We start from the raw sequence: 26,430 nt of genomic DNA on the forward strand, positions 1-26,430 counted from the left end.
CCTTCGGAAAATAGACCTGAAGGGCTTTTTTACTTCCTGCCTTTTAGTGGAATAGTAAGAGTCAGACTGGGTATTCCCGGAGGTCCGACATAGGTTTCTTTAGGTAGATCAATAGGCGTGATTCCCAAAGTAAGCTCCTCAGCACGGTCTTGGTTAGAGGAAGAAATAACCCACATTACGAGACCGCCCACCATCGAGCCTACCCCTAAAAAAAATAAACCAGCCCCCAAGTCCTCACTACTTGAATCTGGATTAGAAGAAAAGGCCAACATGCCTCCTCCAATTGCTGTCGCCAAACCTCCACCTAAAAGAATGAAGCCTGTTTTTTTCTGTCTCTTGCTTTTTTCCATCAGCTCAGATTTGGTTACGACTGATTCCGAAACTTGACCAAAGGCTTGCAATGTCAAGCAAGTGATTACGGATACAAGAATGAGTGCCTTTTTCATGGGTTCCCAGTTTATTTTGGTTTGTTAATTCAAAGGAATGGAAAGCTGCAATGCGGGGTAAGACTTAGGGCCATTGTGGGATTTTGGAGGAAGGTAGATGGGGGATGATTTGACACTGAGTTCCATTGCGCGTCTGGCTGTTTTTCCTGAATTGATCAGTACCGGTATACTGGCTATTGCTGAGCCAACCCCCAAAATGAATAGAATTCCACCGGTGCCGGCCAATGCGTCCTGTTGGGAACTGCATCCACCAAAAAGGCAAAAATTACTTGCAAACAAGGCGCCGCCTATGACTGCCGCTCCGACTCCACCGCCTAATAGGATGAAACCTGTTTTCTTTTGCTTCTTGCTCAGTTCAAGCAAGGTTTCTCTTTGGGATAAAGAATCTACTTCCTGACTTAAAACCGGATGAATCAATCCCAAACTAAGGATTAGCACAAGGATCAATACTTTCATGGTTGGAGGAGATTTATACTTTCTTTAGGTAAGTTAATTCGTTTGAATTCCTTGATTATCTCGGTAGGTCATGTAACTGGCTGATTTTCGTCATTTTAATTTTTTGGAGGCTTTGATTTTTTCAAAAAAAAGCTCCCGGAGACAGTCCCCCGAGAGCTTTGAAAGATTCAGATTCAGCTGGTTATTTTTCCTCCAAAAGGGCACGTTTGATGTCCTGAAGCTCAGCCAGTTTTTCTTTACTGACTTTTGGATATTCGAGATCCATCTGATCCAATGCACTGATGATCGCAGAAGCCACCGCAATCCGTGCATAAGCTTTGTTGTCAGCAGGAATGACATACCAAGGAGACTCATCCGTTGAGGTATTTTTGATCATGTCCTCATAGGCTTCCATGTATTGATCCCAAAAGGCGCGCTCACGGGCATCGGCAGCGCTGAACTTCCAGTTTTTGGAAGGATCATCCACCCGCTCAATGAATCTCTTTTTTTGTTCGTCTTTGGAGACATTCAGGAAGATTTTAATCACAATCGTCCCGTTCCGGTGCATGTATTTTTCAAAGTTCCGAATGTCCTTGAATCGCTCTTCCCAGATGTCCTTGGTGATGAGTTTTTCAGGGAGTTTTTGACTGCTTAGGATTTGCTCATGGACACGGACCACCAAGACTTCTTCGTAGTAGGAGCGGTTGAAAATCCCGATTCTTCCGCGCTCAGGCAGGTGTTTTTTGCATCTCCAGAGGTAGTCATGATCCAGCTCTTCCGCGCTCGGTCCTTTGAATGAAGAAACCTGACAACCCTGGGGATTGACTCCGGACATGACGTGTTTGATAGCCCCATCTTTGCCGGCTGCATCCATGGCCTGAAATATGACCAGCAATGACCAACGATCCTGGGCATAGAGAATATCCTGCAAGGCAGCCAGTGCCTCGACACCGGTCTCCAGTGCCTCTTTTACCATGGGCTTATCCTCGGGGCCCAGATTCATTTTGGGCTTGGTAGGATAATCTTTCAGTTTGAATTTTTTTCCATCACCTACGCAGTAGCGTTTGGCAAATTTCTTCGCCCGCTTAATCAGTTCTTTTTTACTCAGATTTTTAAGTTCTGATATGTTTTCTTCTTGTTCGTGGTTTAGCATGATGCCGGAATGTTTGTTTGAAAAATTATTTCTGTACGCGGCAATTCCAGATTCCTTTACCCTGAGGAAAGGTTCGGGATTTGTGGTTTTTTGAATAAATAAGTTAAGTAATTAACAGATAGAATTCCCTGTCAACTAGACTAAAATGAATAAAAGCTTAGCTTTAATTTCTTTTATAAACTTTTAAACAAGAATGAAAAAAGTACTTGTCGCAACTGGAGGTGGAGATTGTCCCGGTTTGAATGCTGTGATCCGGGGAATTGTAAAGCGGGCTGCCCATGAGAAAGATTGGGAGGTATGGGGAAGCTTTGAAGCCCTCAACGGACTGATGGATGAACCCACCCGGCTGATCAAACTCGATGAGCAAACGGTAGCCGGAATTCATGTCAGGGGTGGAACCATACTCGGCACCACCAACAAGGGAAATCCGATGAACTACCCGGAAAAGCAAGCGGATGGAACGATAAAAACTGTTAACCGGATTCCTTGGCTGGTGGATCGTTTGAAATCCCATGGGTTTGATGCCGTGATCAATATTGGCGGTGATGGTTCCCAGGCGATTTCCCAGGCGATGTTTGAAGCAGGAATGCCTGTTGTTGGGGTGCCCAAAACCATCGACAATGATCTCAACTCGACGGATTTTACTTTTGGGTTTCAGACCGCAGTTCAGATTGCCACTGATTCATTTGATCGTCTGGTAACTACAGCAGCCAGCCATCAACGGGTCATGATCATGGAAGTGATGGGTCGAAATGCAGGTTGGATTGCGCTATATACCGCCATCGCTGGTGGTGCCGAAATTTGCCTGATCCCTGAGATTCCCTACGATTTGAATATCCTCATTGATCGGATCAAAGGCCGATACAATCAGGGAAGAGGTTTTGTGAATATTGTGATAGCTGAAGGAGCATTTGCCAAAGAGGGAAGTATCACATCGACTCAAGGGGAATTGGGAAGGCATGCTGTCCGATTGGGCGGAGTTTGCTTTACACTTAGTCAACAGCTGAAGGACGCAGGGGTGGAGGCAGATATCCGTGAAACGGTACTGGGGCATACCCAGCGCGGAGGAACTCCGATAGCCTTTGACCGCGTGATTGCTTCTGTTTTTGGAGTAAAGGCGATGGAGTTGATCCTGGATGGGAAATTCGGGGAATTGGTTGTACTCAAAAACAACGACTACACCTCCGTTCCGATTGCCGAAGCAATCAGTGCATACAATTTCGTGGATCCAAAAGGGACTCTGGTTCAAGCTGCCAAAGGCCTTGGAATTTCCTTCGGAGATTAAGCTGATTCCTAGTTCTAGTTAAAATTAACCAAAGGAGTTACCACATCGATAATTAAAACCCACATGACCTACTATCCTTCCAAATCTTCAAAAAAGCTCAATTTCCTTGGCTTATTGATTCTTCTGATCGGCTTCTCCCAGCTTTCAGTCGCCCAGATTCCAAAGCAATACCTCGACATCTCGGTTTCGCCGGATAAAGTGGATTGGGTTTACCAAGTCGGTGAAAAGGTGGAATTCATCGTTTCGGTCACCCAATCCGGTCGGCCCGTTGACGTTGAAAATGTCCGCTATTTTGTCAAGGAAGAGAAAATGAGCCCCATCCAGGAAGGGCCTTTGGAGTTGAAAGAGGGAAAAGCCACCATTTCTGCTTCAGGGATGAAAACTCCCGGATTTCTCCGATGTGAGGTATTTGCAACAATCGACGGGAAGGAATACCGCGGCTTGGGAACAGCCGCGTTTGAGCCTGAAAAAATCCAGCCTACCGTGAAAATGCCTGCCGATTTTGAGGCTTTCTGGAATGCAGGAAAAGCTGATTTGGCTAAAATTCCCTTGGAATCCAAAATGATGCATATGCCGGAGCGAAGCACGGATGCTGTGGATGTTTATCACGTCAACTTCCGAAATGTGGGTAACAGCCGGGTGTACGGGGTATTGACTGTGCCAAAAGGGGGAGAAAAGTATCCTGCCATTTTGCAGGTTCCAGGTGCAGGAATAAGACCCTATGCAGGGGACCTAAATAAGGCTGCCAAAGGAGCAATCGTCCTTCAAATCGGAATTCACGGGATTCCGATCGACATGCCTCAGGAAGTTTATACCAATTTGGCTGCGGGAGCGCTTAGCGGCTATCCAATGTTCAACATCCAGGACAAGGGCACTTACTACTACAAGCGGGTTTATTTGGGCTGCATCAGAGCGGTGGATTTTTTGGTGTCCTTGCCGCAATACGACGGGGAAAATCTCGCCGTTCAGGGCGGAAGCCAAGGTGGTGCTCTGTCCATAGTAACCGCTGCATTGGATTCCAGAGTCAAGTATTTGGTGGCTTTATATCCCGCACTCAGCGATATGACTGGATATTTGAATGGAAGGGCTGGGGGATGGCCTCATATTTTCACGGGTAATAATCTCAATTATTATAATTTCCCTGAAGCGATTGAGACCATCAGTTATTACGACGTGGTAAATTTTGCCAGGATTCTAAAGACTCCGGGGTTCTATTCCTGGGGATTCAATGACGATACCTGTCCACCAACCTCTTACTATTCAGCCTATAATCAGATCAACGCTCCCAAGGAAGTCTTTGTAATCCCCGAAACGGGACATTGGACTTATCCGGAACAGGGTGTAAAAACCGATAACTGGCTTTTTGAGAAGCTGCAAAAATAAACGCTATAAAGCCTGAAAATCCTCAAAGCGGGATTTTCAGGCTTAAAGAGGGAAAAGCATTGGGTTGGCCTGGAAAAGGAATGGGTTGCATCAAAGCTTGGGATTCAAGACTCAGTCTGGCAGCAGTTCGGGCATTTTGGCCCGCACTGAGGAAAAACGGAATGCTGGTTCCAATGGAAAGAAAACCTGTCCAACCCAATAAAGCCCTAACGGTATCATTGTTTGATCCGTCATTATAATCATAGGTGTTGGGAATGGCAATTGCCGTAATCGAAAGTGCCGCCCCAGTTCCAAGGAGGATCCACCCGGTTTTGTATTGGTTGTCACTTTTCTTGATCAGGTCCATTTGGATGGAAGATGGCTTGGTGGATTGTCCATTGGCTTGGAAAATGATACCAACCAAAATCAGCGAAAGCCATATAGTTTTCATTTTCATGGGTTCTGAGAATTAAAGGGAATGGAAAAACTCAGCACCGGATAGGCACGAGAAGAAAAACCGGAAGACTGTACGCTGGAAATGTTGGAAGTTCCCATGCTTAATTTTGCCCCTTTTCGAGCAACGGAGGCCGAACTGATGAGAATGGGGATGCTGACTAATGTGGAAATACTTCCTGCCGTGAACAATATTGCTCCTGAACCCACTGCCACATCACTTCCATCAGACCATCCAGTTCCAAACAGTATTGTTCCTACTACAACTGATCCCAAACCAGCACCCAACATGATCAAACCGGTTTTTCTCTGATTTTCACTTTGTCGGAGGTATTCTTCGATCAGGATTTTGTTTTCTTGGTTTTGGGCTTTTACGATTGGGCTTACAACAAGAAAAAATGCAAGTAGAAAAAGGAGTTTATGCATGTCTAATAAAGAAATGTTTGGAGTTTCGTACGGGATGCAACTCCCTTAAGTTTTTCAAATATGCCTACTGGGAAAGCTGATTTTTTACCAAAAGGTATAAGTTTCCAATAAGAAATTAAGGTAGGGGTAGCGGCTTTATAATCCAATGCCTTTTGCCATCATTCCGGCCAGAATCGGGATAATGACCAGAAGCAAAAGCTCCAAGCGGACCATCCAAATCAATGACTTTGGAATAGCAATTTTATCACTCGGACTGCCTTTTCGCTGTTTGAAAAAAAAGACTGTGGGATAAATCGACAATAGCCCGATTCCAGCAAAAAGGGCAAGTTTGGTATGGAAAACCGGGTTTTTGGAATAAAATTCCATGGGTTTTCCGTGACCTCCAAACCAAAGTGTCAGTCCTGCTGCCAACAAGATTAGCACGGCAATACCGTAGATCCCGTCAATTTTGGAAATCCGGGTAATCTCCTTCCTGCTCAGATTGGGTTTCAGTAAAAGATGCTCAGCGACCAAAGAACCAACAATGGCAAAAACGCTGAGGAAGTGGACATATCGAAGGAGTAGTTCGGTCATCATTTGAGGTTGATTGCTTTTTCTGATTTCTCAGGTAAATGGGTTTTGAGGGATCCACTAGTTGACGATCCCAAATCATAAGATAAACCAAATCATCTCAGGAATGAATTTCGAAATAAGACGCCTCCGTCTCTACCCAATCGGCAACAGAAGAGTGTTTCCAAATCAAATCGGATCTATCGTTATCTGAAAGATTGTGGATAATCCTTTTTATTCAAATCGATTCATGAAATAATAATAGCCAGTTCTCCTTCTGTCAAAAAAGAATTAACTTATCCTTGTTAATAACATAGTCCCTGTATGATATGCCAGCACAACCTATTGAATTGATTCTGGCCAGGCAGTTTGGTGATAGCCTCAGTATGCCTGTCTTTTTGGTAGACCCTGAAGGAAACCTGCTTTTTTACAATGAGCCAGCCGAGGGGATTTTTGGATTACGATTTGGCGATACCGGTGGAATGCGGGTAGAGGAATGGGCAACGGTTTTTCGCCCATCTGATGCCCATGGTAATCCAATTCCCCCGGAAGATTTGCCTTTGGTTCAGACCTTGACCACGCGGAGGCCCGCAAATGGGTCATTTTATATTGATAACCTGAAAGGTGAGCGGATGCTGATTACGGTCACAGCCTTTCCGATCGAAGGAAGGCCCAACCGGTATTTGGGTGCAATGGCGATGTTTTGGAGATCAGAATCATGAAAGTGAAAATCTGGGGATGCAGGGGATCATTGCCATCTTCCGGCCCGGAAAATTACATTTATGGAGGGAATACTTCCTGTGTTCAGGTTACTCATGGAGATACTTGTATCATCCTCGATGCGGGATCTGGAATTCAGCGATTGGGTAGATTTTTGGGGCCTGAGGTCCGTGAGATACATATCCTGCTGACACATTTGCACATCGATCATACCATGGGACTTGGGTTTTTTCTCCCCATGTACAATCCCAATGTGAATGTTCACCTCTGGGGGCCTTCTGCCAGTGGGGAGCCTCTTTTAAACCGACTGAGGAGGTATTTTTCTCCTCCGTTGTTTCCGGTACGACTCGGTGATTTGCCCAATCATCCGATTATTCACGAGCTGGACAATGAGGATTTTTTTATTGATCAGGTAAAAATCCACAGTGAATACATCTGTCATCCCGGACCTACCTTGGGGTATCGGTTGTCTGTAGGAAATTCCGTTTTAGCCTATTTACCAGACCATGAACTGCAACTCGGTTCCTGCAATTTCCCCGATGACCCAGAGTGGACTTCCGGTTTTGAAATCGCAAAAAGCGCTAGTTTGCTTTTGCATGATGGGGGCTATACCGCAAGGGAGTATCCCCCTAAACTCGGCTGGGGACACAGCACAGTGAGGGACTCCATAGCCTTTGCCAAAATGTGCGAAGTAAAAAAGCTGGCTGTATTTCACCACGAGCCAACACGTACTGATGAGCAAATTGACCAAATCCTGAAAGATGCCCTTCAAAATCAAAAGCTAGATTTTGAGGTGGAGATGTGTGCAGAAGGGAACGTTTACGAGTTGTAAGGACTTTTCAGGAGTGCAAAAAAACCAGGCGAAGAATTGATTCTTCGCCTGGTTTTTCATTTTGGAACGGAAATCAGTTTTCAGGATACCAATTTCTCAGTCTCACGTCAACTTTAGGAGCAGATTCGTTGACAAGGGTTTTGAACTTTTCAGTGTCACTCAGGCCTTCTCCGCCTCGGTAATGATAAGGATAAACGATACCTGGCTTAAATTCCGAAACTGCACTGGCCGCTTGCTCCACATCCATGGTAAAAGGAAGATTCATGCAGACAAAGGCCACATCGATTTTCTTCAGACTTCTCATTTCAGGAATGTCCTCCGTGTCGCCCGATAGGTAGATTTGCTTTCCTCCCAATGTCACCACATAGCCGTTTCCCCGACCTTTGGGATGGCGACTGTCGGCCGTCTCTGGAATATTGTACATCGGGATTGCCTCAATTTTCGCATCCAAAAGTGTTTTCGTCTGCCCGTTGCCCAAGACTTCGATGGCTTTGTACTTGCCGGATGGTAGCTTATCTGCCACAGCCTGCGGAGCTACGACGATCGTATTGCTAAGGTCGAGTCCATCAAGAGTTTCCTGATTGTGGTGGTCTCCATGGATATCCGTAATCAACACCAAATCGGCAGGCTTCTGTCCGGAAAATTTACCGGCACCGCCATATGGATCTACGTAGATGGTCAGGTCTTGGTATTCCAGAACCAATGTTCCATGAAGGATAGGCTTAATTGAGATATCGCCTCCCTTGGCAGGAATGACATCCTGTGCCGATGCAGAAAAAGCCAAGGCTGAGAATACAAGAGAAAAGGTCAGGTTCTTCATTTGCAATTTTTTATAAAGAAAACAGCGGGATGCTCGATCTGTTTTTCCGCTTATCAAAGACTTGAAAGGTAATTCAACAGATTTTTGATCTCCTCCTCGGAAAGCCCCGCCAAAAGATTCTCATACATCAGGGATTTCAACTCGTCCTCTGCGGATTGAATTTCTGATTTGGGCACTTGCACAACCTGATTTCCCACAAGCATGATGGAGACCTGGTTGGTATCGGTGTATACCACTCGACCCAAGAGAACCTTCCCGTCTTTCAGGGTAATCCTGGTGGCGATCATGCTGGGTTTTATTCGCTTGGAAGGTTCTTTGATTTCTTCCAAAAACTCTTCCAGGGAAAATTCCTTCCCGGCACCTTTCAGATTCGGCCCGATCAAATCGGTCGTTCCATCCACTCCATGACAGGCTGAGCATGCCCGGATGGCAAAAAGTTGCTTGCCATTTTCGAGCGAAGCGTTGGAAAAGTTTTCTTCTTTGATTTCTTTTTTAACGGGATGCTTTCCAACCAAATCCGGATCATAAATAACTTTGTAAAAGGCTCCGGTTTTTTCCTCGGTTGGATTGTACCAGTAATCTGAAATCCCGTGCTGGGCTAAATAAAGGGATCCGTCTTTTCCAAATGTCAAATCCGAGAGTTTGGGAATGTCCGCGACCGGAAATTCCTCAAACTGATATCCCTGCTCAGTTTTTTCGATTTTCACCCTGCCGATTCCGCCCCGATTCCATCGTTCGCCCGGACCGTAAAAAGCCACAAAAAGATTTCCTCCTGTACCTCCAAAATCATTTTCTGCCGAATTGAATTCAATACCGCTAGGGGCAATTTCATTTTCCAGTGAAAAAACAGGTGGGGTAAGGGTGTCATATTTACCTTCGTATTTTTTGGGATTGTGGCCGTAGAACTTTCCTGCCTGAAGCAGATTCAGTTCCTCGGTGGAATTTCCTCCCCCCTTGTTATCTGCAAAAAACAGTTCTCCGTCAGGATTGAAATTCATACCGTGAATCGATCTTATTCCGGTTGCTACGATTTCGTACTGCTGTCCATCCGGTGAGACTTTCAGGATGGATCCTCTGAGCCCTTCAGGGTCAGGTGATGCACCGGGATTAAAGGAGTCAGTTGTCAGGACAAAATACAGCCAGCCATCCGGACCAAAATTTAGACTGCTTGTCCATTCATAGGGGTGCTCACTGACCGGGATTTTGTTGAAAAAAGTCCAGGAAGTATCGGCTTTTCCATCTTGGTCGATATCCCGGAAAGCGCGGATTTCGCTTCTCGTACCCACAAACACGGTATCTCCTTTGTGTGCAAATCCAGCAGGGGAAACTAGCCCAAGTTCGTTGAGGTCTGCAAAAAGGAGCGCCTCATCTTCAAGACCGTCTCCGTCCGAATCCTGAAGGGTGTAGAGTTCTCCGCTTTGGTTGGCAGCGAAGATTTTCCCGCCCGGCCCCTGAGAGATTTGTACGGGATTCAGGACTTTTACGCCTTTGTCGATCGGAAGCTTGATCACCCGATAGGGCCCGTAGACGGCGGCTGTGGTATCCTCGTAGGCCAGATATGCCTCGGGTTTTGGACTGCTGCAACCTGCTGCCATCATAAGGACCAATCCAAATGCAGGTATAAAATTTCGAATTATCGTAAGGTGGTTTGCCATAGAATTAATTGAAAAGTAACCTCCTGAAAGTAAGGAATTTTGGTGTGAAAAGTAAAAGCTTAAGCCCGAACGGAATTCAACCGTTTGGAGAGCAGATCAGCATAGTAAGCTTTACAATTCAGGTAAAAGTGGATTGAATTTCCAGGGGGTAACTTCTTTTTTCTAGTCAAACTGCAAATCGGCGAATTCCAGGATTTTTCCCCAATCGTAGCCGGTCAGGTCATGGGCTCCTTCCCGGAGATGGTAGCCGACGGATTTTTGGTGTAGCGTGTGGAGGGAATAGTTGTATTGATCCGGAAGGGTGATTGGGACTTGATAAATTTCGGAATAAACTCGCGACCCCAGTTTCAGGGAAAGGTACTCGCCTTTGGGATCAGCCCATTTATCCTCCATCGCACTGGCGACATAGACTGCCCGAGGCGCTATGGAAGCAATCAATTGGTGTTGATCGAGAGGTAGGTTTTCCTCCAGACCATTGTATTTTTTGAAATTGTCGGTAAACCAATAGGGGAAGGTGGTATTGATACGCGCTACGGTCTCACCAAACTTTCGCCGAGATAATGCTGCTCCACCGCAACCGGATTCATTGGAAACAGTAATAGCCCAACGGGTATCGTTGGCTCCGCACCACAAGGCCGCTTTGCCTCCTCGGGAGTGTCCCACAACTGTGGCTCTTTTGGAATCGATGGCCTCATCGATTTCAAAATAATCCATCGCTCTCATGGCTCCCCAAGCCCAGGCAGACAATCCCCGCATGCCGTCCGACAGTGCGAGCTGTTCGGGGTAAAGCGTATCCAATATCCCCTCGGTAAATCTGGCCTTGTCATCCGGAGATACATCTTCCACGTCAAAAATAGCTGCTGCATAACCTCGGGATACAATCTGCTGGACAGGGAAAAACTGGTTTTCGGGATTGCCGGTGATCTCTTCCACATCCCGGTGACTGATCAGGAGAAAAACCGGGAAGGGGCCTTTTCCGGTTTTTGGAAAGTAAATCTTTAAGCGGATATCCTGAGATTTTGAATTTCTGATGACCGTGATGTTTACCGTTTTCAGGTTGGCGTATCCGGCATGGAGATGATTGTCAATTTCTCCCACTTCAAAAATCTGCTCATCAAAATCCGTCGGTAGTTTTCCATAGACATGCTCAGCAAACAATCCCAGTAGTTCGGGTCTTCGCTTGGATTCCCAGGCTTCCGCGGTGGTGATCCGGTTTCCCTGAAAGTCCACAAACAAATCCGGAAGAATCAGATTGGGGACTTTTGATTCGTCGTAATTCACCTCCTGCTGGGCGGATAAAGTGATTGGCGATGCAAGAAGAATCAGGAATGGGATAAAGGAAAGGACTGATTTCATAGGTTTTGATTTTTTTGGAAGGTTGGATTGCTTCTTCATTTCCTGGATTTGAAGCTTTTTGAAAAGCAAAAGAATTGAAATTGACTCCATGAAATTAAACTTATTGATTCCTGGTGGGGCATGTGTAAGGAAATCATTTCTAAACACTTTTAACCTTTATTTAGAACCATCTGACCATAGAAATCTACTCCTGATCCAAGGCTAAAACAGTATGGAGCAGTACATTGGCACCATTCTCCATATCCTCTGCCTTGGTAAATTCATTAAACGAATGGCTGATACCTCCTACACTGGGCACGAAAATCATCCCCACAGGGGCGATCAAGGCCATTTGCTGGGAATCATGACCTGCCCCGCTTTGCATGTGCTTGGTTTGGAGCCCGAGGGCCATAGCAGCTGCATTGATTTTTTGTTTAAGAGAAGCATCCGTCAATGCGGGCAAATTGAAGCTGGGCTCCCGATGGAAAGCGATGCTGGTTTGGGTTTCTTTGGCAATAGATTGGGCCTCGGATTCGATGGCTGCCAGGATTTGTTCGATTTTGTCAAAGGATAAATCACGGATTTCCAGACCCAAAATCACCTTGCCGGGGATGACGTTATAGGCTCCTGGATGTGCCTCGACTTTTCCAACAGTTCCCACCTGATTGCCGGGCATAGCTGTGACGATTTCATTTACCGCAACGGTGAGTTTGGAGGCCGCGAGCATCGCATCTTTTCTCAATTTCATGGGAGTGGTGCCGGCATGATTGGAAAAGCCTTCCACAATTACCTCCACATCCAAAATCCCCACAATTCCTTCCACCACGCCGATTTGCAGGCCTTCAGCGTCCAGAATTCCTCCCTGCTCGATATGCAATTCCAGCCATGCGTGGAGGTCTCCTTTTTTACGCTCGGCACTTCGGATATCCTCGGGATTTCCTCCGATGGTGCGGATTCCTTCTGCCATCACCAAGCCGCTTTGGCTGATTTGCTTTAATCCTTCGGGGCTAAGTTTACCCACCATGGCTTTGCTGCCGATCAATCCTCCTTCCTCATTGGCGAAAATGATCACCTCTAATGGATGTTCAGTCACCAGCTTTTTTTCATTCAGGATTTCGATGACTTCCAAAGCAGCCAAACTTCCCAAGGTTCCGTCGTAATTTCCTCCATCCGGAACCATGTCTATGTGCGAGCCGAAGCCAATGGGTTTCAAGGCTGGATTTTTTCCTTCCCGTCTCCCGATGATATTTCCACCCGCATCAATCCGGGGATTCAAGCTGGCTTTTTCCATCAAACCCATCATCCATTTTCTTCCCTCCACATCCCCGGGAGTGAAGGCTACCCGGAACCCATGTCCCCGTTCATCCTGACCGAATTTTGCCAGCTCCGCGATTCGGTCCACAATCCGCTGTCGATTGACTTTGGGGAGATTGGCGAAAAAGGGATTCGCCTGAAGGATGGGTAAGCCCAAGGCCGTGAGGCCAAGACTCGCCAAAGCAGATTTCTTCAAAAAGTCTCTTCGGATCATGAGGAATAGCGCTAGGTGAAGGAATAAGGTAGGAATTTTTGAAGAAAAACGAAGGCTTGGGAAGCCTGGAGTCAAGCCAGCAGACAGACCCACTGACCATATGGACCCTTGTTTGAATTTGGTGGGAGATTGTTTATGTGGGGAATTACAAATTCAAAAAAATAAAAAGGTGTAGTCTCAAACTACACTCCGTGGGGTTCCAAGCTTGAAGTAAATAAGTTCAGCGCCGAACCAAAAAGGATCAACATTGGAGTAAAAAGCCTCAACTTCGAAGCAAAAAGCCTCAACTTCGGAGTAAAAAGGTCCAAGCTTGAGGTAAAAAGCTGGAACGTTGGAGCTAAAAGCCTGAACATTGAAGTAAAAAGGTTCAACACTGAAGCAAAAAGGCTCAAGCTTGAGGAAGATAACCTCAATGGTAAAGCAAAAAGCATCAAAGTTGAAGTAAAAAGGTTCAACACTGAAGTAAAAAGGCTCAAGTTTGAGCAAAATAACCTCAATGGTGAAGCAAAAAGCCTAAACGTTGAAGTAAAAAGGTTCAAGCTTGAGGTAAATAAGGTCAACACTGGACCTAAAAGGTACTTTATTGGACTTCAGAAGGTAAGAAGAGATGGGAAATGGAATTAGAAATTCACTGAAAAAAAAGCGGAGATGAAATCTACGCTTAGGTGGGAAGTAGGAATAGCCCTTACCAGTAGCAAAATGTGTTTGAATAGTTTTGATTTAATGGTGTTGAGGGCATTATTTTCTTTTCAAATGATCCAAAACTACAGTTGCCAAAGTAGAATTATCAATTCCTTTTTTCTTACAAAAACTGCTTTCTAGCCAGATTTCTAAGTCCTTAGGACCTTTACTTGAATTACACGAGCGACAACAAAGTGCAATATTTTCAGGTCCATTGATTCGGATATCATTGATGATATGTTCCCATGATGGTTTTGATTTGGTAGAGCCATCAGGTTCCAAAAAGGAAATTCCGCAATAAACACAACTTAAATCCCTTGCTTTTACTAATTCTTCAACCTCTTTTGGAATGCCCCAGCGATTAGCCATTTATTTATCTCTTAGTTTTGGACTTTTTATAAGTCTTTAAAATCATTCAATTCGCAATTCTTCCTAAAATGGAGAAGAAAGTATTGGAAAAGCTAATTGGGCATTATTCTTTAAACCTTTCAAAATAATTTAAATCCACATCATAGACAGTTTTTGGCTTTAGGCCCAGCTTGACCATTTCAAACATTTGGATAAGTTTATTCCCGTCCACTAATTCTATTGGTGGAGCCCCATCTCTTGAAGCTTCCTTTTCTGCTTCTCTGGAAAATGTTCCTGTAGTGAGAATGATTCCTTTTTCAGCCCTACCTAACATAGCATTTCTAAAATCACCCACTTGGGCTCTTGAAACCGCGCCTTCATATCTCTTGCATTGAAAAATTACTTTGAAACTCACAAAAGGGTTAAGTTCTAATATTCCAAATCCATCGATGCCTCCATCGTGGGATTTTCCGGTCACTTCAACATTTTGGAAGCCATGTTCCCTAAGTAATTCTTTACAAACATTTTCAAATCCTGACGGAGATAGAGATTTTAGTACTGAGAGTAAATTGGTTTCAGCTGAAACTTCAACTTTATCTGGACCTTCTTCCTCTTGGTCTTCAATAATTTCAGTTTTGGTTTTGTCTTTTCTTATTTTTTGATTGACCTCCACCCATTTTAAAAAGATTTCTCGGGACTCTTCTGGGGTTAAATGTGTATTCTTTCCTTTTTCGGTCAATTTCCAAGTTCCTCTTTCGGATGAATCTAAAAGTCCTTCCCAAATAAGGTATTGACGAGCCCAAGCAACTTGGTTATGGAATCTATTCACTCCGGATTTCAAAGCTTCATTAAGGAAGGATTCATTCAGATTTAAATTCTGAGCAATTTTTTCTGAAACCTCTTTTGGTTTGCCTGAATACCCCAATTCTCTAAGTGCATCTAATAATGGCCCAAACCATTGGACAAACTCTGATTGACCTTTCCTTTTTTTCATTTTATAGTTTTAAATTTTTCATTCCTATTTTATCCCGCCCAGCCTTCTCTATCCAGGCTCCGATACTGAATCGCTTCTGCCAAATGCTCCACTTTAATAGCCTCACTTCCGGCGATATCGGCGATGGTGCGTGCTACTTTCAGGATCCGGTCGTAGGCCCGGGCAGAAAGTCCAAGTCGCTCCATGGCAGTTTTCAGCAAAGCCTTGCCAGCTTCGTTGATCTGGCAGACTTCCTTGACCATATGCGAAGGCATCATGGCATTACAGAACACTTCGGGATTGTTTTCAAACCGTAACTTTTGCCTTTCCCTTCCCTTGATCACCCGCTCCCGGATGGCTTTGCTGGATTCGCTTTTGCGGGTGGAGGTCATCTCGTCAAACTTCACCGGGGTCACTTCCACATGCAAGTCGATCCGGTCGAGCAGTGGCCCGCTGACCTTATTCAGGTAGCGCTGCACTATCCCGGGGCCGCAGACGCATTCCTTTTCGGGGTGGTTATAGTAGCCGCAGGGACAGGGATTCATACTGGCAATCAGCATAAAGTTGGCGGGGTAGTCCACCGAGACTTTGGCTCGGGAAATGGTGACTTTGCGCTCCTCTAGCGGTTGGCGCATGACTTCCAAAACCGTCCGCTTGAATTCGGGAAGTTCATCCAGAAAAAGCACCCCGTTGTGTGCTAAGGAGATTTCTCCCGGTTGGGGATTGCCTCCGCCTCCGACCAACGCTACGTCCGAAATGGTGTGGTGTGGACTGCGGAAAGGACGTTGAGCAAGGAGCGAGGCATTTCTTCCGAGCTTTCCGGCTACGGAATGGATCTTGGTCGTCTCCAAAGCCTCCTGCAGGGAGAGTGGAGGCAATATCGAAGGCAGGCGTTTGGCCAGCATGGTTTTTCCTGCACCGGGAGGCCCGATCATGATCACATTATGACCTCCGGCAGCTGCGATTTCCATGGCCCGTTTGATGTTTTCCTGGCCTTGCACATCGGCAAAGTCAAATTCGCTTTGGTCCAAAGAATGGTAAAAGATCTCCCGGGTATCGGTGACCAGGGGCTCGATGGCAAGTGTTCCTTGCAGGAAATCCACTGCTTGATCCATGGTCTCCACTCCGATGATATCGATGTTGTTGACGATGGAGGCTTCCTTGGCATTTTCCAGCGGAAGGATGAAGCCCTTGAATCCACGTTTTCGTGCTTCAATCGCAATGGGGAGCACGCCTTTGATCGGCCGGAGGTTTCCGTCGAGGGAGAGCTCGCCCATGATCACATAGCGGTCGAGTTCTGGAAAATTGACCTGTTCAGAAGCCTGAAGTATTCCCATGGCAATGGGCAAATCATAGGCTGAGCCTTCCTTTCGGACATCAGCTGGGGCAAGGTTGATGACTACTTTTTGACGTGGCATTCTGTAATTGAAATACTTCAGGGCAGATTCCACACGTTGTTGGGATTCTTTGACCGCAGAGTCGGGGAGTCCTACCATGAAAAAACTGGTGCCCTGGCCCACATTTACTTCAATTGTGATCAAGTTTGCATCCACGCCGGAGACGGCACTTCCAAAAGTTTTTGCTACCATAGGACAATAAAAAAAGGAGACGTTTGGTCTCCTCAATTTACTCGTTTGTGAAAATTAAATCTTTATTGATCCGTGAAATTTTGGCGTGGCCGTAGGATTCCGGGGTTTTCCTCCTGATTCTTTTGAGGAACAGGTTTGCTGGGCTGAGGCGTTTTGGGATGTTCAAAATCGTAGAGTTTGGCTTTCAACTCATTCATTTCAGTCTGCATTTTTTTGATCTGGTCATTCAGGTTGCTTTTGTGAATCAGACCTGCACCCCATGCGGCCAAAAACAGGATAAACCCAGTCAGAAACACCTTGACCATAGACTCCGGAGTCAATGGATCCATTCCAAAAGTTGACCCCAACACATTGAAGGAAAGGAAAAAGATCAAAAACAACAGGAAGAAGATCAAAACTGCCAGTTGTAGGTAGTGGGCTATGGTTTTCATAAGGATGTCAATTAGTAGTAACCAATTTAATCAAACGGATTGGATACTTGACAGTTTTTGGTAGATGCCGTCCAAGGCCATCAGTTCGGTATGCGTGCCCCGTTGTACAATTTGGCCTTTTTCGATGACCAAAATTTCATCCGCATGCTGAATGGTGCTCAGGCGATGGGCAATCACCAGCGTAGTCCGGTTGGTCATGAGCTTGGTTAATGCTTCCTGTACCAACAGCTCCGACTCGGAATCCAAGGCCGAAGTAGCTTCATCCAGGATCAGAATTGGAGGATTTTTCAACACTGCCCGGGCGATGCTTAGCCGTTGTCTTTGCCCTCCGGAAAGTTTGGATCCCCGCTCCCCGATGGAGGTTTGGTAGCCGTTTTCCAGTTGGGAAATGAAGTTGTGGGCATTGGCGATTTTCGCCGCCTCTATCACCTGAGCCTCGGTGGCGTGCTCCATTCCAAATGCGATGTTGTTGAAAACGGTATCGTTGAAAAGGATCGATTCCTGGGTCACGATCCCCATCAATCCTCTCAGGTCTTCCGTCACAAAGTCTCTCAGATCAACGCCATCCAGCAAAATTGCCCCCGAACTTGGGTCATAGAATCTGGGAACCAAATCCGCCAAAGTGGATTTTCCCCCTCCGGAAGGCCCGACTAGAGCGATGGTTTTCCCACGCTCCAGCTTGAAGTTGATGTCCTTTAATACCAGTTTGTCCTCGTAGGCAAAAGACACGTTTTGGAATTCAATGGTATGTTGGAACCCGGAAAGTTTCCTTGGATTAGCCGGGGATTTGATTTGGCTTTCGGTATCCACAACCTCGAAAATCCGCTCGGCAGAGGCAATTCCCCGCTGAATGCTGGATACTGCCCGGGAGATTTCTTTGGCAGGATTGAGGACTTGGGTAAAGATGATGATGTAGGTAATAAAGTCCGAGGCACTCAGATCGGATTCTCCACTTAGCACCAGGCTGCCACCGTAAACGAGGATCCCGGCCACTACACTGACTCCCAAAAACTGGGAAATCGGAGAGGCCAGTTCATTTTTCCTGGCCATGCTGACATTTACCCGGGAATAGTAGTCCGTCTCCACGTCAAACTTTTTCTCCACAAACCGACTTGCATTGAAGGCTTTGATGACCCGCATGCCTCCCAAGGTTTCATCGAGAATATTGACAATCCGTCCGAGAGATTGCTGGCTTTGAACTGCCCGCTTTTTCAGCCGGCGGGTAATGCCTCCGATGATGGCTCCCGAAATCGGTATAATCAGAATTGTAAATAAGGTCAGTTTCACCGACATGAAAAACAGCACCGAGAAGTAGAGAATAATGGTAGCCGGTTCGCGGAAAACCACCCGGAGCGACTGAACGATGGTGTTTTCCACTTCCTGCACATCGTTGGTCATTTTGGACATTAGATCGCCTTTGCGCTCATTGGAAAAGTATCCGATGTGAAGGCCACCGACTTTTTGAAAGATGTCCATCCGCATGCCTTTGATCACGGTGGCGCGGACTTTGGCCAGGACTACTCCGGAAAGGTAGGTGAATAGGTTGGACAGGAAGACCGAAATCACGATGATGATGCAGACGAAAATCAGGGTCCCCATCTTTCCATAGTCATCCTGAACGCTCAGAAACTGATGGTTGAATAGCCCGGTGAAATAGTCCACGGAGAAACTGAATGGAGGAAGGACGCGGTATTTTTCCAAAGCCTCCGGCTCCACCTGCTCAAAGATTACATCAAAAAGCGGCTTTAGCAGGGTAAAGTTGATCAGGCCAAAAATGATGGAAAAGAGCGTGTAAAAAATATAGGAGGGAACGAATCTGCCAAATGGACGGGCGTAAGACAGAATCCGAAGGTAGGTTTGCATCTAAAGAATCAGAGTGAATCAGCCTGCAAGTTACGGAAAATTGATTGCACAGGTTTTTGTTTGAAATCGAAGTTCATTTCATCATTACGAGGGGCTGGTTGGAGTGCGGTGATCTAGTGATAGAAATACTTTTCGAAGCAATCTTTTCTGGATCTGGGGAAATAGAACTATTAATGAGACTGATTCGCTTGGCTCGCAGTGCCACTCCGATCAATAGTTGAAATCCGGCCGGATAAAGTTCCAGCGGAATGCCAACTGCAAGTAATGACTGCTGACTGGCGCATCCAAGTCTTGGGCCGTCCTTCTGCGGAAGGTGTGAGATGCGTCCACGAAGAAATTGTGCTTGAGCATGTAGGAAGCCGTAAGGTTGGTTTGGATGATTTTGTTTTCCACCCCTTGCCCGATGTAATTGTTGAATAAACCCGTTGGGCTTCCTTCCAGTCGGTTTTTCAGCACGTCTCCACCCCAGTTGGTTTCTGCATTTTCATCCGCTCCAAAATACTGGTAGAAGCCGGTCAGATTCAGATCCAATCTGGGCAAAGGCTGATAGCGCACAATTCCGACAAACTCCCTGAAATTCGCGCCCCGGGGATGGGTAAGGGGAGTTCTCCAATTGGAATAGGACTGGTAATCGACTTTTTCCTGGAAGGTGTAAGGGCGGGCCTGATTCCATTCCAATTGGAAATCGAGGTTTTTCAGTCCAAAAACATTGATGTATTTGTAACCCAGTTGTGCGCCGTATTTGTTTCGTTTGGATCCCTCGCCGTCGATTTCGAAAAACTCATTGAAGACAAACTCATCCAAGGCAAACTGTCCGTAAAGCTCCATGCCCGGCACAAAAATCCACTTTCCGTCAAATCCCAGCATGACCTTGTCCGGTGAACCCTGCTGCTGCTCTACCCAGCGGAGAAAGATAAAAGGGTTGAAGTAGTTGAAGTTGATTTTACTGGTCATGATCGAAGAGAAAAAGCCCAGGTTTAGGTTTTTTCCCACATTAAATCCCAACCGGTTGTAAGCAAAATATTTCTGAGGATAGCGTCCGTCGGTCGGTCTTCCCCTGTTGTAAAAGACATCCGCAGTCATCTGGGTCCAGAGGTTGGTCAACTGAAATTTCCACACTTTGGTATTGAATTTCACAAACATGTAGGGATTTGAAAAATCCGAAATCTGGAAAGAACGGTAACCCTCACCAGCAAAGTTGCGGTCATGTCCTACTTGCACCTCGATGTGTTTGGTGATTTGGAAATTCACATGGCCAAGGGCTGAAAAGTAGCTATAGCCATCCCCGTCATATTCTTTCCAAAATCCTTCCCCCGGTACTGCGCCGTTGTATTCTGCATAGTCTTTTACCCAACTCGGAAAAAACACCTCAGAAGTAGTCAGATAGGTGTAAAAGCCCACTTTTTTGTCCACTGACCCTCTTACCACCAAGCCTCGGGCAAGGCGGGCAGGATTACGTTCATTGTCGGTTTCAGTACCACCGCTCAGGTAAATCACCGGACTCAGGTGGATGCCAAATTCCTCTCCCTCGTAGTGGGCAAAATCCCCGGGTTTTCGGTAGAGGGATTTGAGGAAAGGTTTTTTGGAATTGGGAATTTCCCTATCGGAAAACTCCCAGTTGTCCTGACTCAAGTAGTCGAGATTGAATTGGTCCGCTTTGGATTGGATTACCTCCGGATTTTCCGCCAGGCTGTCCAAGTAATTGGCCAGGATATCTCTCCGCAGAGGTTTATATCCGGTATTGAAAAAGGGATTCGTCTTTCCCTGAAGGATTTCATATCGCTCGAATTTGTGATAGTAATCCCGGTCGTAGGGGATGTAGGCACCTTGGCCAAAGCTAAACTCAGTATTGATCAGGAGGCCTAACCCAAAAACAAAAAGGCCTAAAAGTCGATGGCAGGTCAATTTTTGCATTGCTTAAAGCTAGAAAAGAATTGGAAAATTGAAGCGGGCTATCCAAAAAATGACCTGATCAATTTGCTTTGGAGCTGACCAGGTCACTGTTGGGATCTAGCTCTTCTAGTCAATTTCTGGTAATACCCAGTTTTCCAACACACTTGGGATCCGCATCATTTGCTCGATTGATTGGACTGTCCGTGGAGCGTCCGCCGAAAGATTGATCGGACCATTGGAAGTAATCAGAATATCATCCTCTATCCGAACGGCGATTCCCCACCATTTTTTGTCACACTTGCTTCCTTCTGGAATGTAAATTCCAGGCTCGACCGTAAGTACCGCACCTTCTTTCAAGGAACCGTATTCGCCTCGGTCATGGACATCGAGGCCTAAGTGGTGCGAGGTGCCGTGAGGGAAATAATTGTGCTGCTCACCAGCCTTGATGATTCCCAATTCCGCCAGGCCCTCGTTGATAATCTGACGGGTGACCTGACCGATTTCCGAAAATTCAGTCCCCACTTTGCACAGTGCTATCCCTGCTTCCTGTGCTTTGAAAACCAGTTCGTAGATCGCCTTTTCTTCATCGTTGAAGGAGCCATCGATCGGGATGGTTCGGGTCACATCTGCGGTGTAGCCCTTCCATTCTGCCCCAAGGTCCATGAGCAATAGCCGCTGATTCAGGTTTTTTAGGTCATTGTCGATGTAGTGCAGGATACAGCCGTTGTTACCGCCGCCGACAATTGAAGGGTAGCCGACACTTTCGGCACCGTAGCGTTTGTAGATGAATTCATGGATTCCCTGCACTTCGCGCTCTGACATGCCGACTTTGGCGGCTTTCATCACTTCGATCTGTCCGATGGCTGAGATTTTCACCGCCTTCTTCAACAAAGCAATTTCTTCTGCAGACTTGACCTCGCGAAGTTGATCCAGTATGGCAGGCAGTGCGGTAAGGTTCAGTTTGGGGGTCGGGATTTTTTCTTTGACGGCCATTCTTCCTTCGGGCGTGTCTGCCTTCACAAAGTCATTCAAAATGGGGTCTTTTTCTACTTCGGGATAGGTCCGCTGATACCGCCCGATTACTTGGGCCACGTTTGCCGAGTTTTCGATTTCGGTCGCCCGAATCAGTTCATACATTCGTTGGGTCACTTCAGAAACCTCCTTCGGATAATCCGTCGATGTTTTAAACTGAGCCATCATCTCCAACATGGGAGTATTGGCACTGCTTTCCTCCTGCGCCTTTCCCAAATCGAAAGAAAGAATCTGGTCAAACTGCTGGAATTCCAGCTTGGGAGATTTCCCAAAGTCGTCATGAAGAAACACCTGAGTAAATCCCAGTTTTTCTTTCACACCTTCTACCCCGAGTCTTTTTCCGTTCCATTGCTCTGCCCGCGGATCTCGGGGCTGGACGTAGATGAGTTCATCCGCCGAAAAGCTCCCAAAGTCCCTGGATTCACTGAAAATGACCAAGACCGAATTGGGTTCCCTCAAGCCGGTCAAATAAAAGAAATCCGTGTTGGGATGGTAGATAAAGTCGACATCGTTGGAGCGGTTTTTTACTGGATTGGTGAAGATCACCGCCACGCTGTTTTTGGGCATTAGGGACCGAAGCGCCTCTCTCCGATCTTTGTGAAAATCAGCCGAAAGTCCATCTTCGAAATAGGATTGAGGGAATGCGGATAAGCAGAAACTTAAAAGAAGTAATGCTGTCAACAGGGATTGTTTCATGAAAACAACGGTTAGGTTTATCAATCTGCACCCTTTTGTTCAGGAAACAAAGTGCTATTCTATCGAAAGAGCCATATCTTTATCTTAAGGATTAAATAAAACCTCTATGCGAAAACTTGCCGCCTTACTTGTCCTGCTTCTTGGAGTTCAATTTTTTGCCTTTGGACAGACTCCTCCCGAAAAGCCAAAGCTTGTTGTCGGAATCATTGTAGACCAAATGCGTCAGGAGTATTTATACCGGTATAAGGATCGGTTTGTGGCGGAGGGATTCAAGCGGTTTTTGGACCATGGATTTATGCTGACCAACGCGCATTACAACTATATCCCGACTTACACAGGTCCTGGTCATGCCTCGGTTTACACCGGTACGACTCCCGCTACGCACGGGATTATCGCCAATGAATGGTACAACCGTCAATTGGGGAAATTCATTTATTGCGCAGAAGACAGTACGGTGACCAACGTTGGAGGAACGCCGGAAAACGGAAAAATCAGCCCACGCAACATGCTCACCACTACCATCACGGATGAGTTGAGGTTTGGCACTGCCAAAAGATCCAAAGTGGTGGGAATTGCGATCAAGGACCGGGGAGCCAGTCTTCCTGCAGGTCATACCGGAGATGCCTATTGGTATGACGATGTCAATGGGGATTTTATGACTTCGACTTATTATTATGATACGTTGACTTTGCCGAAATGGGTGTCTGAATTCAATGCTAAAAAACTTCCGGACACGTATTTGAAGCAGACTTGGAATCCACTTTTCCCAATTGAATCCTATAAAAACAGCCTTCCGGATGATAATCCCTATGAGGGAATTTTCATCGGGAAGACCAGCCCTACTTTCCCTTACATCCTGGATTCCCTCAAAGCGGCTAACGGTGGCTATGGACTGATCTCTTCCACTCCTTTTGGAAATACCCTTACGCTCGACTTCACTTATGCTGCGATTGAAGGGGAAAAATTAGGTCAGCGTGGAGAGACCGATTTTCTGGCCATCAGTTTTTCCAGTCCAGATTACATTGGTCACCGATTTGGCCCTTCTTCCATAGAGGTGGAAGACAACTACCTGAGATTGGATCAGGAATTGGCCAAGTTTTTTGATTACCTGGACAAAAAAATCGGAAAGGGCCAATACTTGGTCTTCCTTTCAGCAGACCATGCCGTAGCCGAAGTACCGGCGTATATGGTGAGTGAAGAAGTGCCTGCAGGAAATTTTAACTCCGGGATGATCTTGGGGCAGCTCAAAGGGTTTGCTCAGGCTATGTATGGAGAAGGCAACTGGGTGCTGAGCTATTCCAACGAGCAAATTTTCTTAAACAAGGATTTGGCTCGGGAAAAGAAACTTGATTTTGAACAGATGCAGCGGGATTTTGCAGATTTCGTGTTGCGATTCAAGGGAGTTAAAGAAGCCTACACCGCAGCGGATCTTCGAACCCAGGAGTTTACCCAAAACAGGCCAGGGCTTCTCCAATTGGGATACAATCACAAGGCCTCAGGAGATGTTCTTTTAGTTCTGGAGCCAGCCTGGCTCACCGGCGGTCAGCGCGGAACCACTCATGGATCCGGCTACAGTTACGACACCCATGTTCCCCTTTCATTTTATGGCTGGGGAATCAAGCACGGTCATAGCTCGGAGTATACAACGGTGACCGATATAGCCCCGACGCTGGCCTTGTTGCTGAAAATAAAATTCCCCAATGGCACCACGGGTAAACCGATTCGGGCGATCGTACAATAAGAGAAATGAAAAAATCACAAAAAAGGCCTTCCAGTTATTTGGGAGGCCTTTTTTTGTTTACTCTGTCCAGCTCATCGGATAGTTTTTGTCGACAAACTCCAATGCGTCGGTGGTGATGAATAGCGGTCTGTGAGTGTCCAGCATGACCGCATATTCATGGGTTTCTTTGGCTCCGATGGATTTTTCGACAGTGCCAGGATGTGGGCCATGGGGTAAGCCGCCCATGTGAATGGTAAACGATCCCCTGTCGATTCCTTTTCGGCTCATAAATTCCCCCTCAGCATAGTAGAGGACTTCATCCGAATCAATGTTTGAATGGTTATAAGGTGCTGGAATAGCCAGCGGATGGTAATCAAACAGTCTAGGAACAAAGGAGCAAATCACAAATCCCCAAGCTTGGAAGGTCTGATGGACTGGTGGCGGCTGATGGATTCTGCCGGTGATTGGCTCAAAGTCATGGATGGAAAGAGCATAAGGGTACAGGTATCCATCCCAACCCACGATGTCCAACGGACTGTGACCATAGGAGTATTGGTGGAGGAATCCCTGCTTTTTGATCTGCACGAGGTAGTCTCCCTTTTCCCGCTCAATATGCAATTCGTGTGGAGGACGGATGTCCCGCTCGCAATAGGGTGAGTGCTCCAGAAGCTGACCTACTTCATTTCGATACCTTTTTACTGTTTCAATTGGGCCGTGTGACTCGATGACCAGCAATCTCAACGGGCCTTCCTCAGCAAATTCAAATCGATAAATGGTCGTTCGGGGGATTACTACATAATCGCCCTTTTTCACCTCAAGTTTGCCAAATTGGGAGTAAAGGACACCTTCTCCATCGTGGATGTAGATCAACTCGTCCCCATCGGCATTTTTGAAGTAATAGTCCATCTTTCGCTGACGCGGGGAGCAGATTCCCATCATCACGTCATTGTTCATCATGAGCATCCGACGGGCACTGAGGTAGTCTTCGCCTGTCGTGTCCACTCCCGAAGTTTTAAGGTGGGTTTGGTTCAGACCGTGTGCCTTGGCAGGTTCCCAGCTGAAAGGCTTAGGAGTCCCGATCGATTTGACCTCGTTGGGATTGTAGATGTGGTAAAGGTTGGAATAGATGCCGGAAAAGCCCTTGGAGCTCACCAATTCCTCTTTGTATAAGCTGCCGTCCGGTTGGCGAAACTGGGTATGTCTTTTGGGCGGAATCTGTCCCAGTCTGAAATAGTAGGCCATGTCATTGGGTTTATATTGACTGCTAAATTACCAATTTTGGTTGAGCAAGATGTGCCCTACATGAGAGTTTGAATTCTTTCTTTTTTCAAACCCGATCGTATTGGGAAAGTTTTGTATTTTCCGAATCTCCTAAATACCTATGAAAACCGCACTGATTCTATTCTTTGGACTTACGATATGTCTTTCCTGTTTTGCCCAAAAGGAACCGAAAGCCAATTTAATCTGGTCCGAAGAATTCAAAAAAGATGGACTTCCCGATCCGGCCAACTGGAGCTACGATGTGGGAGATCATGGTTGGGGAAATAATGAACTTCAGGATTATACCAAGGCTGATCCCAAAAATGCCAGGATTGAAAAAGGAGTTCTGATCATCGAGGCTCATTCCGATCCTTCCCGTCCCAAAGGCTATACCTCAGCAAGATTAGTTACTAAGGGTAAAGCAGCCTGGGAATATGGGTACATCGAGGTCAAGGCAAAGCTTCCCCAAGGAGTGGGAACCTGGCCTGCGATCTGGATGCTCCCTGAAGAAAACCGACATGGTGGATGGCCAAAAAACGGTGAGATCGACATCATGGAGCATGTCGGCTTTGATCCTGGAAAAGTACACGGGACCGTGCATACGGAAGCTTTCAATCACGGAATTGGAACTCAGAAAGGTGCGCAACTGATGGTTCCGGATTTTCATGAGAAGTTCCACATTTATGCGATAGATTGGTCCGCAGAGAAAATTGACTTTTTCATTGACGGACACAAGTATTTCACCTTTGAAAATTCCGGAAAAGACTACAAGGAATGGCCGTTCAGTCAGCCATTTCATTTGATTCTCAATATCGCAGTGGGAGGAAACTGGGGAGGTCAAAAGGGTGTCGACGCCAGTATCTGGCCGCAGCGTATGGAGGTGGATTACGTCAGGGTTTACAATAAAAAACCTTGATTTTCATTCAATTTGAGGTGTTATTCACC

The 26,430-nt window shown here is 46.3% G+C and carries 24 protein-coding genes; 6 read left to right on the forward strand and 18 right to left on the reverse strand.

Translation table 11 applies throughout. The features are described from left to right. Positions 1 to 29: 29 nt before the first annotated feature. From D0X99_RS04235 to D0X99_RS04245, 3 genes are all read right to left on the reverse strand, one after another. On the reverse strand, positions 30 to 446 hold the full coding sequence (locus D0X99_RS04235) for a hypothetical protein (RefSeq protein WP_119476429.1): 417 nt from the start codon (positions 444 to 446) through the stop codon (positions 30 to 32). Positions 447 to 470: 24 nt separating this feature from the next. Further along, positions 471 to 902 (reverse strand): hypothetical protein, encoded by a 432-nt coding sequence (locus D0X99_RS04240; protein WP_119476430.1) that lies wholly within the window; start codon positions 900 to 902, stop codon positions 471 to 473. Positions 903 to 1,083: 181 nt separating this feature from the next. Next, on the reverse strand, positions 1,084 to 2,034 hold the full coding sequence (locus D0X99_RS04245) for a polyphosphate kinase 2 family protein (protein ID WP_119476431.1): 951 nt from the start codon (positions 2,032 to 2,034) through the stop codon (positions 1,084 to 1,086). Positions 2,035 to 2,227: 193 nt separating this feature from the next. Between D0X99_RS04245 and D0X99_RS04250 the strand changes: the two genes are divergently transcribed. Further along, positions 2,228 to 3,319, forward strand: a complete 1,092-nt coding sequence (locus D0X99_RS04250; protein WP_119476432.1) for a 6-phosphofructokinase — start codon at positions 2,228 to 2,230, stop codon at positions 3,317 to 3,319. Positions 3,320 to 3,382: 63 nt separating this feature from the next. After that, entirely contained in the window at positions 3,383 to 4,702 is a 1,320-nt protein-coding gene (locus tag D0X99_RS04255; protein ID WP_119476433.1) for an acetylxylan esterase, read from the forward strand. 22 nt (positions 4,703 to 4,724) lie between these two features. On the opposite strand, the gene D0X99_RS04260 is transcribed toward D0X99_RS04255, so the two are convergent. The 3 genes from D0X99_RS04260 to D0X99_RS04270 all read right to left on the reverse strand — a co-directional run bounded on the left by D0X99_RS04260 (position 4,725) and on the right by D0X99_RS04270 (position 6,136). Then, positions 4,725 to 5,132, reverse strand: coding sequence for a hypothetical protein (locus tag D0X99_RS04260; protein WP_147392184.1), 408 nt, complete (start codon positions 5,130 to 5,132; stop codon positions 4,725 to 4,727). Positions 5,133 to 5,134: 2 nt separating this feature from the next. Then, complete coding sequence (locus D0X99_RS04265; RefSeq protein ID WP_119476435.1) at positions 5,135 to 5,560, reverse strand: hypothetical protein; 426 nt, start codon at positions 5,558 to 5,560, stop codon at positions 5,135 to 5,137. Between the two features lie 135 nt (positions 5,561 to 5,695). Further along, on the reverse strand, positions 5,696 to 6,136 hold the full coding sequence (locus D0X99_RS04270) for a DUF2214 family protein (protein ID WP_119476436.1): 441 nt from the start codon (positions 6,134 to 6,136) through the stop codon (positions 5,696 to 5,698). Positions 6,137 to 6,438: 302 nt separating this feature from the next. On the opposite strand from D0X99_RS04270, the gene D0X99_RS04275 reads away from it, so the two are divergent. Both D0X99_RS04275 and D0X99_RS04280 read left to right on the forward strand, forming a co-directional pair. Beyond that, entirely contained in the window at positions 6,439 to 6,831 is a 393-nt protein-coding gene (locus D0X99_RS04275) for a PAS domain-containing protein (protein ID WP_119476437.1), read from the forward strand. Further along, the gene (locus tag D0X99_RS04280; RefSeq protein WP_119476438.1) at positions 6,828 to 7,661 is read left to right on the forward strand and encodes an MBL fold metallo-hydrolase; all 834 of its coding nucleotides are present in this window, start codon (positions 6,828 to 6,830) and stop codon (positions 7,659 to 7,661) included. The genes D0X99_RS04275 and D0X99_RS04280 overlap by 4 nt, the downstream gene beginning before the upstream one ends. Positions 7,662 to 7,734: 73 nt before the next feature. Here D0X99_RS04280 and D0X99_RS04285 read toward each other — a convergent pair whose 3' ends face one another. The 11 genes from D0X99_RS04285 to D0X99_RS04340 form a co-directional block, all read right to left on the reverse strand. After that, positions 7,735 to 8,481 (reverse strand): MBL fold metallo-hydrolase, encoded by a 747-nt coding sequence (locus D0X99_RS04285; RefSeq protein WP_119476439.1) that lies wholly within the window; start codon positions 8,479 to 8,481, stop codon positions 7,735 to 7,737. 53 nt (positions 8,482 to 8,534) lie between these two features. After that, positions 8,535 to 10,136 (reverse strand): DUF7133 domain-containing protein, encoded by a 1,602-nt coding sequence (locus D0X99_RS04290; protein WP_233553642.1) that lies wholly within the window; start codon positions 10,134 to 10,136, stop codon positions 8,535 to 8,537. 162 nt (positions 10,137 to 10,298) lie between these two features. Beyond that, positions 10,299 to 11,492 carry a glucuronyl esterase domain-containing protein gene (locus D0X99_RS04295; RefSeq protein ID WP_233553643.1) on the reverse strand — a complete coding sequence of 398 codons (1,194 nt, stop codon included), beginning with the start codon at positions 11,490 to 11,492 and terminating at the stop codon, positions 10,299 to 10,301. Positions 11,493 to 11,676: 184 nt separating this feature from the next. Next, positions 11,677 to 12,999 carry a Zn-dependent hydrolase gene (locus tag D0X99_RS04300; protein WP_119476440.1) on the reverse strand — a complete coding sequence of 441 codons (1,323 nt, stop codon included), beginning with the start codon at positions 12,997 to 12,999 and terminating at the stop codon, positions 11,677 to 11,679. Positions 13,000 to 13,737: 738 nt separating this feature from the next. After that, on the reverse strand, positions 13,738 to 14,049 hold the full coding sequence (locus tag D0X99_RS04310) for an HNH endonuclease (RefSeq protein ID WP_119476442.1): 312 nt from the start codon (positions 14,047 to 14,049) through the stop codon (positions 13,738 to 13,740). 103 nt (positions 14,050 to 14,152) lie between these two features. After that, a complete protein-coding gene (locus D0X99_RS04315) occupies positions 14,153 to 15,022 on the reverse strand; it encodes a restriction endonuclease (RefSeq protein ID WP_119476443.1) in 870 nt (289 codons plus the stop codon). A 29-nt stretch (positions 15,023 to 15,051) separates the two neighbouring features. Next, the gene (locus tag D0X99_RS04320; RefSeq protein WP_119476444.1) at positions 15,052 to 16,590 is read right to left on the reverse strand and encodes a YifB family Mg chelatase-like AAA ATPase; all 1,539 of its coding nucleotides are present in this window, start codon (positions 16,588 to 16,590) and stop codon (positions 15,052 to 15,054) included. A 62-nt stretch (positions 16,591 to 16,652) separates the two neighbouring features. Then, the gene (locus tag D0X99_RS04325) at positions 16,653 to 17,021 is read right to left on the reverse strand and encodes a hypothetical protein (RefSeq protein ID WP_119476445.1); all 369 of its coding nucleotides are present in this window, start codon (positions 17,019 to 17,021) and stop codon (positions 16,653 to 16,655) included. Positions 17,022 to 17,051: 30 nt separating this feature from the next. Further along, positions 17,052 to 18,884, reverse strand: a complete 1,833-nt coding sequence (locus D0X99_RS04330; RefSeq protein ID WP_119476446.1) for an ABC transporter ATP-binding protein — start codon at positions 18,882 to 18,884, stop codon at positions 17,052 to 17,054. 210 nt (positions 18,885 to 19,094) lie between these two features. Continuing rightward, a complete protein-coding gene (locus D0X99_RS04335) occupies positions 19,095 to 20,798 on the reverse strand; it encodes a hypothetical protein (RefSeq protein WP_233553644.1) in 1,704 nt (567 codons plus the stop codon). A 105-nt stretch (positions 20,799 to 20,903) separates the two neighbouring features. Beyond that, entirely contained in the window at positions 20,904 to 22,505 is a 1,602-nt protein-coding gene (locus D0X99_RS04340; RefSeq protein ID WP_119476447.1) for an aminopeptidase P family protein, read from the reverse strand. 106 nt (positions 22,506 to 22,611) lie between these two features. Between D0X99_RS04340 and pafA the strand changes: the two genes are divergently transcribed. Next, entirely contained in the window at positions 22,612 to 24,246 is a 1,635-nt protein-coding gene (gene pafA / locus D0X99_RS04345; protein WP_119476448.1) for an alkaline phosphatase PafA, read from the forward strand. A 57-nt stretch (positions 24,247 to 24,303) separates the two neighbouring features. Here pafA and D0X99_RS04350 read toward each other — a convergent pair whose 3' ends face one another. Beyond that, entirely contained in the window at positions 24,304 to 25,467 is a 1,164-nt protein-coding gene (locus D0X99_RS04350; protein ID WP_119476449.1) for a homogentisate 1,2-dioxygenase, read from the reverse strand. Between the two features lie 139 nt (positions 25,468 to 25,606). Between D0X99_RS04350 and D0X99_RS04355 the strand changes: the two genes are divergently transcribed. After that, on the forward strand, positions 25,607 to 26,401 hold the full coding sequence (locus D0X99_RS04355) for a glycoside hydrolase family 16 protein (protein ID WP_119476450.1): 795 nt from the start codon (positions 25,607 to 25,609) through the stop codon (positions 26,399 to 26,401). Positions 26,402 to 26,430 lie beyond the last annotated feature (29 nt).

The organism is Algoriphagus lacus (genome assembly GCF_003583985.1).
GTDB classification, from domain to species: domain Bacteria; phylum Bacteroidota; class Bacteroidia; order Cytophagales; family Cyclobacteriaceae; genus Algoriphagus; species Algoriphagus lacus.